We start from the raw sequence: 13,873 nt of genomic DNA, 5'->3' as shown, positions 1-13,873 counted from the left end.
CGATCCAGCGCCAGGTCCTTGTCGGCGAGCTTGCGCAGGTAGCGCATCAGCTCGGTTTCCGAGTGGTAACGGTTGAACACCGGGTGGCTGAGGATTGGCGATTGGCGGACCAGCTCGGCCGGGATGGTGCTGACCACCGAAGCGGCGAGGGCGGCGAAATCCGGCAGGGTTTTACCGTCGGCCAGTAGGCTCCACAGAGTTTCGACGTCGGCTTGCGAAGTGGTTTCGTCGAGGGACAGGCCCAGACGCTCGCCATCGATGACGCGCAGGTTGATCTGCTGCGCACGCGCTTTATCGTGCAGCGCGGCGGTGTGGGCGCCGGTGTTGATCGTCAGCGTGTCGAAGAAGCTGGCTTGCTCGACTTGCAAACCGAGGGCGCTCAAGCCTTGGGCCAGAATCGCGGTCAGGTGATGCACGCGCTGAGCAATCTGCGTCAGGCCTTTCGGGCCGTGGTACACGGCGTACATGCTGGCGATGTTGGCCAACAGCACTTGCGCGGTGCAGATGTTCGACGTGGCCTTCTCGCGACGGATATGTTGCTCGCGGGTCTGCATCGCCAGGCGCAGGGCCGGCTTACCGAAGCGGTCGACGGAGACACCGACCAGACGGCCCGGCATGTCGCGCTTGAACGCATCTTTCGTCGAGAAATACGCGGCATGCGGGCCACCGAAACCCAGCGGCACGCCGAAACGCTGCGCGCTGCCGATGGCCACGTCGGCACCGAATTCGCCCGGTGGGGTCAGCACGGTCAGCGCCAGCAAATCAGCGGCCACCGCGACCAGGGCGTTGGCGGCGTGGAAGCGCTCGGTCAGTTCGCGGTAATCGAACACGTCACCGTTGCTCGCCGGGTATTGCAGCAGCGCGCCGAAGAACGGCGTCACGTCAGTCAGTTCGCGCTCGTCGCCCACCACCACGTCGATGCCCAACGGCTCGGCACGGGTGCGCAGCACGTCGAGGGTTTGCGGGTGGCAATGCACTGAGGCGAAAAACGCGTGGCTGCCCTTGTTCTTGCTCAGGCGTTTGCAGAAGGTCATGGCTTCGGCAGCGGCGGTGGCTTCGTCGAGCAGCGAGGCGTTGGCGATCGGCAGGCCGGTGAGGTCGCTGATCAAGGTCTGGAAATTCAGCAGCGCTTCGAGACGGCCCTGGGAAATTTCCGGCTGGTACGGCGTGTACGCGGTGTACCAGGCCGGGTTTTCCAGCAGGTTGCGCAGGATCGGCGACGGCGTGTGGGTGCCGTAGTAGCCCTGGCCGATGTAGGTCTTGAACAGCTGGTTTTTGCCGGCGATGGACTTGATCAACGCCAGCGCATCGGCTTCGCTCAGGCCGTCTTCCAGGCCGAGCACGCTGGTGCCTTTGATGCTGTCGGGGATGACGCTGGCGCTCAGGGCTTCCAGCGAGTCGAAGCCGAGGCTGTTGAGCATGGCTTGCTCATCGCCGGCGCGCGGGCCGATGTGGCGGGCGATGAATTCGTTACGGGTGTCGAGGAGGGCGGTCATACAAAAGTCCTCAAGCGTCTTCGTGAGTCAGGCGCTCGTAAGCGGCCTGGTCGAGCAAGCTGTCCAGTGCCGTCACGTCCCTGGGGCGCATGCGGAAAAACCAGCCTTCACCCAACGCGTCTTCGTTGATCAATTCGGGGGCGCTTTCCAGCGTGGCGTTGACCTCGACCACTTCGCCGTCCAAGGGCATGTACACGCCGCTGGCGGCTTTCACCGATTCCAGCACCGCCACTTCATCGCCAGCACTGAAGGCCCGCAGCTCCGGCACCTGAACGAAGACCACATCTCCCAGCGCTTGCTGGGCGTACGCGGTAATGCCGACGGTGATCAGGCCATCGCTCTCAAGACGCAACCATTCGTGATCGACGGTAAAACGCAATTCGCTCATATCAACTCCTCATTGTTCTGACTCCTCCGCTGCAGGTGGCGGAAGGCGGTGGCAGGCTCGTGTTGGGGGCGAGCGTGGCGTGAGGAGAGATAGCAAGGGTGGTGCCAAGGTTGATTTATTGTTTTAAATCAAAGGCTTAATGTTCTGTGAGGTGGTTTGAGATGCGGCTGCCGTATTGAAATCAATACAGCCATGTGAACTGTAAGAGTCGAAGCCCGGTGCAGATAGGCTGAGAGGGATTTGTCTTGATTTCGATACGCTGTATCGATGTGCATACAGGAAGCTACATCCACACCGTCCACTGTGGGAGCCAGCCTGCTGGCGATGCGGTGTGACAGGCATCAACGATGCCGACTGACAGGGCCCCATCGCGAGCAGGCTCGCTCCCACAGGGGTTTGGTGTCGATCGGGAAATGTCTTTGGGCAATGAGATTAGGGTTTGTTGGGAATGCCGTATTTGCGCAACCGGATGGCGATCGCACTGTGGGAGGTTTGCAGGCGGGCGGCCAGTAAGCGGCTGGAGGGATAGCTGCGGTAGAGCTGTTCCAACAGGCTCTTTTCAAACCCTTCGACGGCATCCTCCAGACTGCCGACTTCGCCGTCGTTCCGGCGCTCTACGGCCGTCCGGGCGATGTCCAGGTCGTCAATGTCCACCAACGGATTTTCGCAAATCGCTGCCGCCCTAAAGATCACGTTTTGCAGTTGCCGCACATTGCCCGGCCAGCGATTGCCGAGCAGCGCCGGAAAGGTGCTCGGTGCCAGCCGACAAACCGGCCGCTGGATCTGCGCGCACGCCTGCTGCATGAAGTGATTGGCCATCAACAGAATGTCGTGGCCGCGTTCGCGCAGCGGCGGTACTTGCAGGTTGAGCACATTGAGGCGATAGAACAGGTCCTCGCGAAAATGACCTTCGCTGACCATTTTTTCCAGGTCGCGGTGGGTTGCGCTGAGGATCCGCACGTTGACCTTGACCTCTCGATCGCCGCCGACCCGACGGAAGCAACCATCGCTCAAAAAGCGCAGTAATTTCGCCTGCAAGTACGGCGACATCTCGCCGACTTCGTCGAGGAACACCGTGCCCTGATCGGCCAGTTCCAACAAGCCGAGTTTGCCGCCCCGTTGCGCGCCGGTGAAGGCGCCGGGGGCATAGCCGAACAGCTCGCTTTCGGCGAGGCTCTCCGGCAGCGCTGCGCAGTTCAGCGCCAGGAACGGCGCATCACGCCGCGTGCTGATCGCATGGCAGGCGCGAGCCACCAGTTCTTTACCGGTGCCGGTTTCGCCCTGGATCAGCAGCGGTGCATCGAGCGTTGCAACACGCTGGGCGCGGGCCTTGAGCGCACGGATCGGCGGCGACTCGCCGAGCAGCGCATCGAAACCTTCGGCATGGTCGTGGTGCAGCGCCGAAAGGCGCTCGCCGATGCGGTTCGGTTGATACAGGGTCAGCAGGGCGCCGGCATCGGTGATCGGCATGGCATCCAGCAATAACGTATGGCCACCGAGGCTGACCTCATGCATGGGCAGGCGGAAACCGTGCTCGATCAACGTGGTGTGCAACTCGGGGTCATCGAACAGCGCGGTCAGCGATTCACCGGCTGGCTCGCGGCCACACAATGCAATCAAGGCCGGATTGGCCAGCAGCACATGGCCGCGCCCATCCACTGCCAACACCGGGTCGGTACTGGCGGCCAACAAGGCATCCAGTTGCAGGCGCCGGCGCTGCCCCGGAAGGATGTCGACCATCGTCACCGCTTGCACGCCCTTGACCCCGAGAAAGGCCTCGCGCAGTTCTTCCAGGACCTCGGCGCCGAGGGTCGGCGCATCGATGTAAACGTTCGGCGGCACCATCTCGACGGCATCCAGGTTGAAGCTGCGCCGACCGAGCAGGGCCAGGACTTCCTGGGTGATGCCGACGCGGTCGATGAAGGTGACGTGGATGCGCATAGGTGGCCTGCAAGGGTGGCGAACGGAATGAGTATGACCGGCACGTGTCGTGTCTGTCAGGTAGTGCCGGCCTTGCGCGTACAGGCGGCCAGATCTTCGAGGAAGGCCTGAAGGATCGGCGGCGGGGCAGTGCCTCGGCGGGTGATCACGTCGAACGGCGACATCAGTTGCAAGGTCGCCGGTGCCAACTGGTGCATCTCGCCAGTCTTGATCCACTGGGCGGCGAAGTGCGCCGGCAGAAAGCCCAGGTAAGCCCCCGAGATGATCAGGATCGCCAGCGCCTCGATGTTGTCGACGGTGGCCGCCGCCTTGCTCACGCCCAAATGTTCCAGGTCGTATTGCTGCATGTAGCCGCGCACGACAATCCGGCTCGCGGCCATTTCTTCGAGCAGGTCGTCACCCTCGGCCTGGCTGCCGAACAACGGATGGCGCCGCCCGCAATACAGGCCCAAGGCTTCCTGATACAGCGGCGAATGCAGCAGCCCCGGCACGTAGATCGGGAAGTGCCCGATGGCCAGATGCAGGCGGCCGTCGAGCACCCGCTCCTCGAGTTCGGCGGGGGTGCCGACGTACACGTTGAGGTGCACATCGTGGCCGCGCGATACGAAGCGCTGGGTGGTGCGCGGAATCGGCGAATCCGGGTCGGTGATGGTGGTGTCGATGATCCCGAGGTTGAGCTTGCCGCTGATGTGCTGCTTGAGCACGTCGGCGTCCATGCAGAAATTTTCCACCGCCGACAGCAGGCGCTGAGTCGCTTCATGGATCGCCACGCCTTGCTCGGTCAGGCGAAAACCGCTGCGCCCGCGCTGGCAGAGTTTGACCCCGAGGCGGGTTTCCAGATGCGTCATTTGTTCGCTGATGGTCGACTGGCCGGCGTTCAACGCGGCCTGCGCCGCAGAAAACCCGCCGCACCTGACAATCGTGGCAAACACCCTGAGCAGTTTCAGATCGACATCATGCAGCTGGATCACCTTGGACCTCCCGCGTGTAGATGCATCGGTAATGCCGATATGAGTATCTGATGTTTAGCATTTTTTCCACGAAAACCTGCGCCCATAGTCATTCCAACGGCGGTCGCCTTGCAGTCCGCCCAGCCGAAAACAAAAAGTGGAGAGGCTTGAAATGTCGAATAACGGTTATGAATCCGGTCGCCTGAACCTGCCATTCGTGGGTCATTGCACCTTTGGCAAATCCCCGGTGTGCACCGACTGGGATGCACTGGATGCGGACGTGGCGGTGCTCGGCGTACCCAACGACATGGGCACCCAATGGCGCTCCGGCGCACGCTTCGGACCCCGTGGCATTCGCGAAGCATCGACGCTGTTTTCCTTCGGCCATGCCGGCGCCTACGACCACGAAGACGACGTCATGTACCTGACTGCCGCCGACGTGCGCATGGTCGACGTCGGTGACGCCGATATCGTGCACACCGACATGGTCACCAGTAACCAGAACACCGAATACGCCGTGCGCAAGATCCTCGATGCCGGCGTCATGCCCGTTGTCCTCGGCGGCGACCACTCGGTTCATGCGCCGGTGATCAAGGCTTTCGAAGGGCGCGGGCCGATCCACATCATCCACTTCGATGCACACCTGGATTTCGTCGACGAGCGCCACGGCGTTCGCTACGGCCACGGCAACCCGCTGCGCCGCGCCTCGGAAATGAACCACATCGTCGGCATGACGCAGATGGGCATCCGCAACGTGTCTTCCTCCAACCGCGATGACTACGAAGCGGCCCATGCGGCGGGCTCGAAAATCCTCTCCGTACGCGACGTGCGCCGCCTCGGCGTCGACGGTGTGCTGGCGTTGATTCCGCAGAACATCAACTACTACATCACCATCGACATCGACGGTTTCGACCCCTCGATTGCCCCCGGCACCGGCACCCCGAGCCACGGCGGTTTCCTTTATTACGAAGTGCTGGAAATCATCCAGGCCCTGGCCAAACGCAGCCAGGGCAACATCGTCGGCATGGACCTGGTGGAAGTCGCGCCGGTGTATGACCCGACCGGCATGACTTCGATTCTGGCGGCGCAACTGCTGCTCAACAGCATCGGCTTCATCTTCCATGAGCGGGCCAAGGTGCGTTCGGCGATGAGCGAAACCACCACCGCTTCGGCGTGAACTGACCGCCGCACAGAGGGCATGAAAAATGGACACGATCGTCAAGCAATACCTGCAGAAATACGGCGTCAGCGAAGCGACCCAGACCTTCCTCAGCAAGGTCCAGAAGATGTTCATTGGCGGGGCCTTTGTCGAGGCCAGCGACGGCCAGACGTCCGACGTGATCGAACCATCGACCGAAGGCCTGATCACCCGCATTCCGATGGGCACCACGCAAGACCTCGACCGCGCCGTGCAAGCCGCCCGCGCACAGTTCGACGGCGGCGCCTGGCGCCAGGCCAAACCGGCGGAACGCGAACGGCTGATCCAGCGTCTGGCCGACCTGATTGAAGCCAACGCTGCTGAACTGGCGCAAATCGAATCGATCGACATGGGCAAGTCGGTGGCGTTCGCCAAGGATGTCGATATCCAGGGCACGGTCGACACCCTGCGTTATTTCGCCGGTTGGGCCACCAAGCTGCATGGGCGTACCGTCGAGCCGTCGCTGCCGGGCAATTACCTGGCCTATACGCGCAAGGAAGCGGTGGGCGTGGTCGGCGCTATCGTGCCGTGGAATTTCCCGTTGCAAACCATGGCCTGGAAGCTCGGCGCGGCGCTGGCCACCGGTTGCACCGTGGTGGTTAAACCTGCCGAACTGACCTCGCTGTCGGCCTTGCGTTTTGCTGAGTTGGTGCAGGAGGCCGGTATCCCGGACGGAGTGATCAACATCGTCACCGGGCGCGGCAGCGTAGTCGGCGCAGCCATGGCCACCCATCCCGGCATCGACAAACTGACCTTCACCGGTTCGACCCCGGTAGGCCGCACCGTCGGGCGCGCGGCGCTGGACGAAATGAAGCGACTAACGCTGGAACTGGGAGGAAAATCACCGGTAATCGTGTTGGCCGATGCCGACATCCCGGCCGCTGCGCAAGCGGTCGCCAACGGTGTGTTCTTCAACTCCGGCCAGGTGTGCGACGCCGGTACACGGGCCTATATTCATCGCAGTGTCTACGACGAATTCCTCCGTGAGCTGATCGCCTACACACGCACCTTGAAGATCGCACCGGGGCTGGACCCAGACTGTTTTATCGGCCCGCTGGTCTCGGCGTTGCAAAAGCAGCGAGTGACCGACTACATCGAAACCGGCAAGCAGGAAGGCGCCGAACTGGTCTACGGCGGCCAGCCGGTCGAGGGCTCGGGTTTCTTCGTCGAGCCGACCATTTTTGCCCTTTGCCGCAACGACATGCGCATCGTCCAGGAAGAGATCTTTGGCCCGGTGCTGGTCACCGCAGCGTTCGACGATGAGGAAGAGGCGCTGGCCCTGGCCAATGACTCGCCGTTCGGCCTGGCGGCGGCACTGTATTCCAATGACCTTGGCAAGGTGCACAGCCTGATTCCCCGGCTGAAAGCGGGCTCGGTGTACGTCAACGCCCACGGCACCCTCGACCCGTCGATGCCGTTCGGTGGCTACAAACAGTCCGGATTCGGCAAGGACCTGGGCGCCGAGCAGCTCGATTACCTGCTCGAGACCAAAGCCGTCTGGATCACCCTGCCTTGAACGGGTGAACACCGCCCGGCCTTTGTAGGAGCGAAGCTTGCTCGCGAAGAGGCTGGCACATCCACCATTGATGTCTGCTGATCCGCCGCATTCGCGAGCAAGCTTCGCTCCTACAGAAAAACGGTTTCGGCGGTTGAAGACATTGGAACGGCAAGGAGGCAAAGGGGAGTCGTTCACCCGAAAGAATGCAGTTATTCAGTCATGATCTTCCAACAATAAGAGACCATCATGAACACTAACGCCAAGTCAGCCCCGAGCGTGTCGGTCCTCGATGACAAACCTGTCGTCGAAAGCCATTCGATTGACTTCATCCCGGAAAACGAGCGCACCGACAAACTGTCGAGCCAGGGCCCGTTCTGGTTCCTCGGCAATTTCACCTTCTTCACCATGACCATCGGCTTCGTCGGCCCAAGCGTTGGCCTGACCGCGCTCTGGACCACACTCGCCGGCACGCTGGGCATCATGTTCGGCACGCTGTTCATGGCGTTTCATGGTTCCCAAGGCCCACACCTCGGCTTGCCGCAGATGATCCAGTCCCGCGCGCAGTTCGGTTATCGCGGTGTGATTCTGGTGCTGCTGGCGACGCTGTTTGTGTTCGCCGGTTTCAACATCGTCAACCTGGTGTTGATGATGCAAGGGCTGCACACGCTCTTCGGCTTCAACCCCGCCGTGATCGCGGTGGCTGTGACCATCCCGGCGGCGGTGCTGGCGATCCTTGGCCATGACTGGATGCACCGCAGTTTCAAATGGGCGTTGTACCTGTCGCTGCCGCTGTACGGCCTGGTGACGTTGGCGGTGTTGATGGGCTGGGTGCCCGATGCCGTGCTGCCGGCACTCGCGGAAGGCGAAGTGGCCCCGGCGCCGCTGGGCTTCAACTGGACCGGTTTCATTGCCCAGTTCGCGGCGGCGGCGAGTTACAACATCGCTTACGCACCGTATGTGTCCGACTACTCGCGCTACCTGCCAAAGAACACTTCCAGCGGCAAGCTGATTGCGGTGGTCTTCCTCGGTGCATCGCTGTCCGGCGCGTGGATGATTTCCGTAGGCGGCTGGCTGGCCGATCACCTGCATTCCACCGACGTATTGGTGGCCCTCGGGCAAGTGGGCAATACCGTGTCGCCGCTGATGGGCACCGCCGTGGTGGTGGTGACGATCCTGGCGTTTCTGCCCGTCATTGCGATGAACATCTACAGCGCCAAGCTGACCACGCTGACTTGCGTCGACTCCATTAAACACATCGAACCGACACGCAAGGCACGCATCCTCGCGATCGGTTTCGTGATCCTGCTGCAACTGGGCGTGGCCCTGAGCATCCAGAGTTCGGGCAAAGGCCTGTCGGTGCTCGGCATCTACCTGGTGGTGATGCTGTACTTCCTGGTGCCCTGGACCTCGGTCAACCTGACCGACTACTTCTTCGTCCGCAAGGGCCGCTACGCCATCCCGCACTTCTTCATGCCCCACGGCAACATCTATGGCAGCTGGGGCCTGCGCGGCATCGCGGCATACGCCATCGGCTTCATCTCGATGATCCCGTTCTTCTACATCTACGACGGCGTCGAACAGCGCGAAGTGTATGTCGGCCCGCTGGCGAAGGCGCTCGGCAGCATCGACATCGCCTGGCTGGTCGGGTTGATCGTGTCGGGGCTGGTGTACTACGGGTTCAGCCGCTCGATCGATCTCAAACGCGAAGAAACCGTCATCCAGAACATCGAAAAGACCTGCCCGCAATACACCACCGGCGACAAATTGACCTTGCCTTCGTTGCACGTTTTCAACGAATCGACGGTCCGGAGATAATCATGACTACGCAAAAATACGACTACATCATCATCGGTGCCGGCTCGGCGGGGTGTGTGTTGGCCAACCGCTTGAGCGAAAACCCGGCCATTTCGGTCCTGGTCCTGGAATTCGGTGGCAGCGACCGCAGTGTGGTGATCCAGATGCCCAGTGCGTTCTCGATCCCGATGAACACCAAAAAGTACAACTGGCGCTATGAAACCGAGCCCGAACCGTTCCTCAATGGCCGTCGCATTCACTGCCCGCGAGGCAAGGTATTGGGCGGTTCGTCGTCGATCAATGGTCTGGTCTACATTCGTGGTCACGCCTATGACTTCGACGAGTGGGAGTCCCTCGGCGCCCAGGGTTGGGGCTATCGCAATTGCCTGCCATATTTCAAACGGGCCGAGAGCTACGAGTCGGGTGGCGACAGCTACCGTGGGCAAACCGGGCCGCTGCACACCACCAACGGCAACCACATGAAAAACCCGCTGTACGGGGCCTGGGTCGAAGCGGGCGCGGAGGCGGGCTACATCAAGACCGACGACTGCAACGGATTCATGCAGGAAGGTTTCGGTGCCATGCACATGACGGTGAAGAATGGCGTGCGTTGTTCCACCGCCAACGCGTATCTGCGCCCGGTGATGGGTCGTCCGAACCTGACCGTGATCACCCACGCGATGACCCGCCAGGTCATCCTCGAAGGCAAGCGCGCGGTGGGCATCATTTATGACCACGATGGCCAGACTCATCAGGTCTATTGCAACCGGGAAGTGCTGATATCGTCCGGGCCGATCGGTTCGCCGCACCTGCTGCAACGCTCCGGTATCGGCCCGGCCGCGGTGCTGCGCAAGGCCGGGATCAGCGTTCGCCATGACCTGCCGGGGGTAGGGGAGAACCTGCAGGATCACGCCGAGGTGTACATCCAGTTCGGCTGCAAGGAACCGGTGACGCTCAACAGCAAAATGGACCCGCTGAGCAAACTGTTGATCGGCCTGCGCTGGTTGTTGTTCAAGGACGGACTCGGCGCTACCAACCATTTCGAGGCTGGAGGCTTTATTCGCTCCGAGAAGGGCCTGCGCTGGCCGGATATTCAGTTTCACTTTCTGCCGGCGGCCATGCGCTACGACGGCAATAAGCCGATCAAGGGCCATGGCTTCATGGTGCTGACCGGGCCGAACAAACCCAAAAGCCGCGGCCATGTGCGCGTGCGCTCGGCTGACCCTTACGAGCACCCGGAAATCCAGTTCAACTACTTGCAGCGGGAAGAGGACCGTGAAGGCTTCCGCCGCTGCATTCGCCTGACCCGCGAGATCATCGGCCAGAAGGCGATGGACCGTTTCCGCGACGGCGAAATTGCGCCGGGGGCGCTGGTGAACAGCGATGAAGAAATCGACGCCTTCGTGCGTGAGAATCTTGAGAGCACTTACCACCCTTGTGGTTCGTGCCGTATGGGTGAAGATGACATGGCGGTGGTGGATTCCGAGTTGCGGGTGCATGGCATTGCCGGGTTGCGGGTGATCGATTCCTCGGTGTTCCCGACCGAGCCCAACGGCAACCTCAATGCACCGACCATCATGCTCGCCGAACGGGCGTCCGACCTGGTGCTTGGGCGCCGCATGCTGCCGGCGTCCGATGCGCCGGTGGGGCTCGTCGAGAACTGGGAGAACAGCCAGCGCTCGACGTCGCCGGGGCGTCACGTGCGGGTTTGAGTCAACGAAAAAGATCGCAGCCTCGTTTCACTCGACAGCTCCTACAGGGTTTCCATTTCTCTGTAGGAGCTGTCGAGTAAAACGAGGCTGCGATCTTTTGATCCTTTGCTAGGCTGTAACTCCTTGAGACCGCAATGGAGCACCCTCATGGTTATCCAGGCCTTGCGCGCCGACGCCTCCCACCTCGACACAATCGCCAGCCTGTTCGACGCCTATCGCGGCTTCTACGGCCAGCCATCGAACCTGCCACAGTCCCGCGACTTCATCGCCGAGCGCATTGCCCGGGACGAATCGGTGATCTTCCTCGCCGAGGACGCCAGCGGCGAAGCACTGGGTTTCGTGCAGTTGTTCCCGACCTTTTCCTCCATCGACGCGCACCGCACCTGGCTGCTCGGCGACCTGTTCACCACGCCGGCCGCCCGAGGCAAAGGGGTCGGGACGCTGTTGATGAACACCGCCCGTGATTTTGCGCGGCTGAACGGCGCAAAGGGCATGACGCTGGAAACGGCCACCGATAATGTTGTGGCGCAACGCTTGTACGAATCCCTTGGCTACGTGCGCGATCCGGGTTACTTCACCTACTGCCTGGATTTGAAACAAGGCTGAGCCAGTGCTCAAATCGTCTGATTTCCGGGGGCACCGAACACCGGCCGGAAGAAGCTGCGCTCATAGCTGAGGATGCAGCGGGTCTCTTCCGCGTATTTGAAGGCGGCAATGCACTCCGGGTCGTTCGCCGACTGTTGCCGATAGCTTTCGTAGGCCGCCAGGCTGGGGAAAGTAAACATCGCCATTGCGATGTTGTTGGCACCCTCGGACGGCAGGAAGTAGCCGTGATGCTGGCCGCCAAATTTTTCCACGAGTGGAATCCACAACTTACCGTAATGTTCAAACGCTTCAAGTTTGAACGGGTCGAGTACGTATTTCAGGTAGCAAGTGACCATCGCTTATCGCTCCGACAGGGTTACAGGTTTTTCGCTGGTTGAATCATCGGGCAGGTCTCGCAGCACCCGCGCCGTCAGTTGAGGAATCTCTTCACCGCTGGCGTCGCGCTTGAGCCATTCGGCCGGCGGCGCGCCCACCACATTGAGGAAGGTTCGGGAGAACGACGCTTGCGAGCTGTAGCCGACCGAGGCGGCAATCACTTTGATCTGCACGCCGTCGCGCAACATGTCCTGGGCCACTTTCATCCGCCAGGCCGTGACGTAGCCCATCGGTGAAATTTCCATGATCTGGGTGAAGCACGCCGAAAATTTCGACCTCGACATGTGCGCCAGGCTGGCCAGCTTCTCGACGGTCCAGAGCGCCTCGGGTTCCTCGTGAATCCGGTTGAACACCGCCCCCAGGCGTCCGTCCTGGAGGGCATAGAGCAAGCCGCTGGAAATCTTGCGCTCAATCACTGAGCGCCGCACCAACACCACGAACATGTATTCGAGCAGCAGGTTGAGTGCTTTGGTTCTGCCGGGCGCCTGATCCTGGAATTCGCCGACCAGTGAAGCGATCACGGGCGCGAGGTTTTCCAGTTCGCTGAATGGAAACACCAGCGTTTCCTTGAGGCCCAGAGGGAAGGGCTGCAGCGAGTTGCGCCCGAACTGGAACGAGGCGCAGATCAGCTCCGCGCCCTCGACGGAACTGGAGCGCAACTGGTATCGGCAGCTGCTGGGGCAAAACAGCACGCTGGGCTCGGTGATTGCTATCTTCGGCAGCCCGGGCTGGACCATGTCGATGCGGCCCTGGCTGATGACGTGGATAAACGCCATGCCCGGTGGCTTGTCGAGCACCAGCGTGCCTTCCACTCGGCCAGAGAAGAACAGTCGGCCCTGGAGGTTCGTGCGTTCGAAGAATTCGGACAGGATATCCATGATAGAGACGCCCGGGTAAAGACTCTGTACGTCCTGGCAAAAGTCGAGCAGGGCGCGGCCATAGGATGAAGTGCTCGCCGATGGTAGACAACGCTCCTTCAGGGCGCCATGGCGTAGCGCGATATTTCTTGTAAGCGACCGGAGTCCACTGTCATGAGCCACGATTCAATTCGCACCGCCGCCCCGTATGCCGACCCGGCAGAACCTGCGCTGCCGGATCCGGGAATGAAACTTGACCTGTCACGTGCGGCGTTGGTGGTCATCGATCCGCAGATCGACTTTCTCAGTCCCGAGGGCGTGAGTTGGGGCGTGTTTGGCAAGAGCGTCGTCGAGCACGATGTGGTCAAGCACCTTGGCCAGTTGTTTGCTGCCGCCAAAGAGGCGGGCATCACGGTGGCTGTCTCTCCGCATTATTACTACCCGTGTGATCACGAGTGGCATTTCGGTGGGCCGCTGGAGAAGGTCATGCACAGTATTGGCATGTTTGATCGCAAGGGGCCGTTGACGCTTGAGGGGTTTGAGCATTCTGGTGCGGATTTTATGCCGGAGTACAAGCCGTACATTCTTGACGGAAAAACCATTATTGCTTCGCCGCATAAGGTGTATGGCCCGGAGACCAATGACTTGGCGTTGCAGTTGCGTAAGCATGGGGTGTCGCAGGTTATTTTGGCGGGGATGGCGGCGAACCTGTGCGTCGAATCGCATTTGCGGGAACTGCTGGAGCAGGGTTTTGAGGTGGCGGTGGTGCGTGACGCGACGGCTGGACCGACGACGCCTGAGGGGGATGGTTATCTGGCGGCGTTGATCAACTATCGGTACATCGCTAATGCGCTTTGGAGTACGGCGCAGACGGTTGGGTTGCTTCGGGTTCGATAGGGTATAGATCCATTATTCAGGTAACGGCTGCTATTGGTTACGCCCTTACGGCGTGTCACTTGGAAGAGCCCCAAGTAACCAAGGGCTCTTGCCCCTTTCGTTCGGTGCCTCGCTGTGGCTCGGCATGCCCTCGCTCCGGTCCTGCTCCGTGGGCCCGCCGC

The 13,873-nt window shown here is 61.2% G+C and carries 11 protein-coding genes and 1 pseudogene; 6 read left to right on the top strand and 6 right to left on the bottom strand.

Annotation, left to right across the window (positions count from 1 at the left end; all coding sequences use genetic code 11):
- The 4 genes and pseudogenes from ACIPL2_RS34475 to ACIPL2_RS34460 form a co-directional block, all read right to left on the bottom strand.
- A pseudogene (locus tag ACIPL2_RS34475) lies at positions 1 to 1,496 on the bottom strand (glycine dehydrogenase (aminomethyl-transferring)); the annotation flags it as partial.
- A gap of 10 nt (positions 1,497 to 1,506) precedes the next feature.
- Positions 1,507 to 1,884 carry a glycine cleavage system protein GcvH gene (gcvH, locus tag ACIPL2_RS34470; RefSeq protein ID WP_401365137.1) on the bottom strand — a complete coding sequence of 126 codons (378 nt, stop codon included), beginning with the start codon at positions 1,882 to 1,884 and terminating at the stop codon, positions 1,507 to 1,509.
- Between the two features lie 432 nt (positions 1,885 to 2,316).
- Complete coding sequence (locus tag ACIPL2_RS34465) at positions 2,317 to 3,825, bottom strand: sigma-54-dependent transcriptional regulator (protein ID WP_401365134.1); 1,509 nt, start codon at positions 3,823 to 3,825, stop codon at positions 2,317 to 2,319.
- 56 nt (positions 3,826 to 3,881) lie between these two features.
- Positions 3,882 to 4,796, bottom strand: a complete 915-nt coding sequence (locus ACIPL2_RS34460) for a LysR family transcriptional regulator (RefSeq protein WP_401365131.1) — start codon at positions 4,794 to 4,796, stop codon at positions 3,882 to 3,884.
- A gap of 151 nt (positions 4,797 to 4,947) precedes the next feature.
- On the opposite strand from ACIPL2_RS34460, the gene speB reads away from it, so the two are divergent.
- The 5 genes from speB to ACIPL2_RS34435 all read left to right on the top strand — a co-directional run bounded on the left by speB (position 4,948) and on the right by ACIPL2_RS34435 (position 11,583).
- Entirely contained in the window at positions 4,948 to 5,952 is a 1,005-nt protein-coding gene (speB, locus tag ACIPL2_RS34455; RefSeq protein WP_401365128.1) for an agmatinase, read from the top strand.
- 28 nt (positions 5,953 to 5,980) lie between these two features.
- Entirely contained in the window at positions 5,981 to 7,489 is a 1,509-nt protein-coding gene (locus tag ACIPL2_RS34450) for an aldehyde dehydrogenase family protein (RefSeq protein WP_401365125.1), read from the top strand.
- A 228-nt stretch (positions 7,490 to 7,717) separates the two neighbouring features.
- Positions 7,718 to 9,286, top strand: coding sequence for a purine-cytosine permease family protein (locus tag ACIPL2_RS34445; protein ID WP_401365122.1), 1,569 nt, complete (start codon positions 7,718 to 7,720; stop codon positions 9,284 to 9,286).
- A gap of 2 nt (positions 9,287 to 9,288) precedes the next feature.
- Positions 9,289 to 10,977 carry a choline dehydrogenase gene (betA, locus tag ACIPL2_RS34440; RefSeq protein WP_401365120.1) on the top strand — a complete coding sequence of 563 codons (1,689 nt, stop codon included), beginning with the start codon at positions 9,289 to 9,291 and terminating at the stop codon, positions 10,975 to 10,977.
- 147 nt (positions 10,978 to 11,124) lie between these two features.
- Entirely contained in the window at positions 11,125 to 11,583 is a 459-nt protein-coding gene (locus tag ACIPL2_RS34435) for a GNAT family N-acetyltransferase (protein WP_401365117.1), read from the top strand.
- Between the two features lie 8 nt (positions 11,584 to 11,591).
- Here the strand turns inward: ACIPL2_RS34435 and ACIPL2_RS34430 are convergent, their stop codons facing one another.
- Entirely contained in the window at positions 11,592 to 11,918 is a 327-nt protein-coding gene (locus tag ACIPL2_RS34430) for an NIPSNAP family protein (protein ID WP_401365115.1), read from the bottom strand.
- A 3-nt stretch (positions 11,919 to 11,921) separates the two neighbouring features.
- Positions 11,922 to 12,836, bottom strand: coding sequence for an AraC family transcriptional regulator (locus ACIPL2_RS34425; RefSeq protein WP_401365112.1), 915 nt, complete (start codon positions 12,834 to 12,836; stop codon positions 11,922 to 11,924).
- A gap of 153 nt (positions 12,837 to 12,989) precedes the next feature.
- Between ACIPL2_RS34425 and ACIPL2_RS34420 the strand changes: the two genes are divergently transcribed.
- On the top strand, positions 12,990 to 13,712 hold the full coding sequence (locus tag ACIPL2_RS34420) for a cysteine hydrolase family protein (RefSeq protein WP_401365109.1): 723 nt from the start codon (positions 12,990 to 12,992) through the stop codon (positions 13,710 to 13,712).
- Positions 13,713 to 13,873 lie beyond the last annotated feature (161 nt).

The sequence above is a fragment of the Pseudomonas sp. NPDC086251 genome (assembly GCF_044746405.1).
In the GTDB taxonomy this organism is placed as follows: domain Bacteria; phylum Pseudomonadota; class Gammaproteobacteria; order Pseudomonadales; family Pseudomonadaceae; genus Aquipseudomonas.
Note: the sequence above shows the minus strand (reverse complement) of the source record. Positions and strands in the feature narration are given on the sequence as shown.

What these genes read in the sequence shown, in the direction of transcription:
- ACIPL2_RS34425 (WP_401365112.1), bottom strand. Translation starts at nt 12,836, where the DNA reads ATGGATATCCTGTCCGAATTCTTCGAACGCACGAACCTCCAGGGCCGA.
- gcvH (WP_401365137.1), bottom strand. Translation starts at nt 1,884, where the DNA reads ATGAGCGAATTGCGTTTTACCGTCGATCACGAATGGTTGCGTCTTGAG.
- ACIPL2_RS34435 (WP_401365117.1), top strand. Translation starts at nt 11,125, where the DNA reads ATGGTTATCCAGGCCTTGCGCGCCGACGCCTCCCACCTCGACACAATC.
- betA (WP_401365120.1), top strand. Translation starts at nt 9,289, where the DNA reads ATGACTACGCAAAAATACGACTACATCATCATCGGTGCCGGCTCGGCG.
- ACIPL2_RS34450 (WP_401365125.1), top strand. Translation starts at nt 5,981, where the DNA reads ATGGACACGATCGTCAAGCAATACCTGCAGAAATACGGCGTCAGCGAA.
- ACIPL2_RS34420 (WP_401365109.1), top strand. Translation starts at nt 12,990, where the DNA reads ATGAGCCACGATTCAATTCGCACCGCCGCCCCGTATGCCGACCCGGCA.
- ACIPL2_RS34465 (WP_401365134.1), bottom strand. Translation starts at nt 3,825, where the DNA reads ATGCGCATCCACGTCACCTTCATCGACCGCGTCGGCATCACCCAGGAA.
- ACIPL2_RS34445 (WP_401365122.1), top strand. Translation starts at nt 7,718, where the DNA reads ATGAACACTAACGCCAAGTCAGCCCCGAGCGTGTCGGTCCTCGATGAC.
- speB (WP_401365128.1), top strand. Translation starts at nt 4,948, where the DNA reads ATGTCGAATAACGGTTATGAATCCGGTCGCCTGAACCTGCCATTCGTG.
- ACIPL2_RS34430 (WP_401365115.1), bottom strand. Translation starts at nt 11,918, where the DNA reads ATGGTCACTTGCTACCTGAAATACGTACTCGACCCGTTCAAACTTGAA.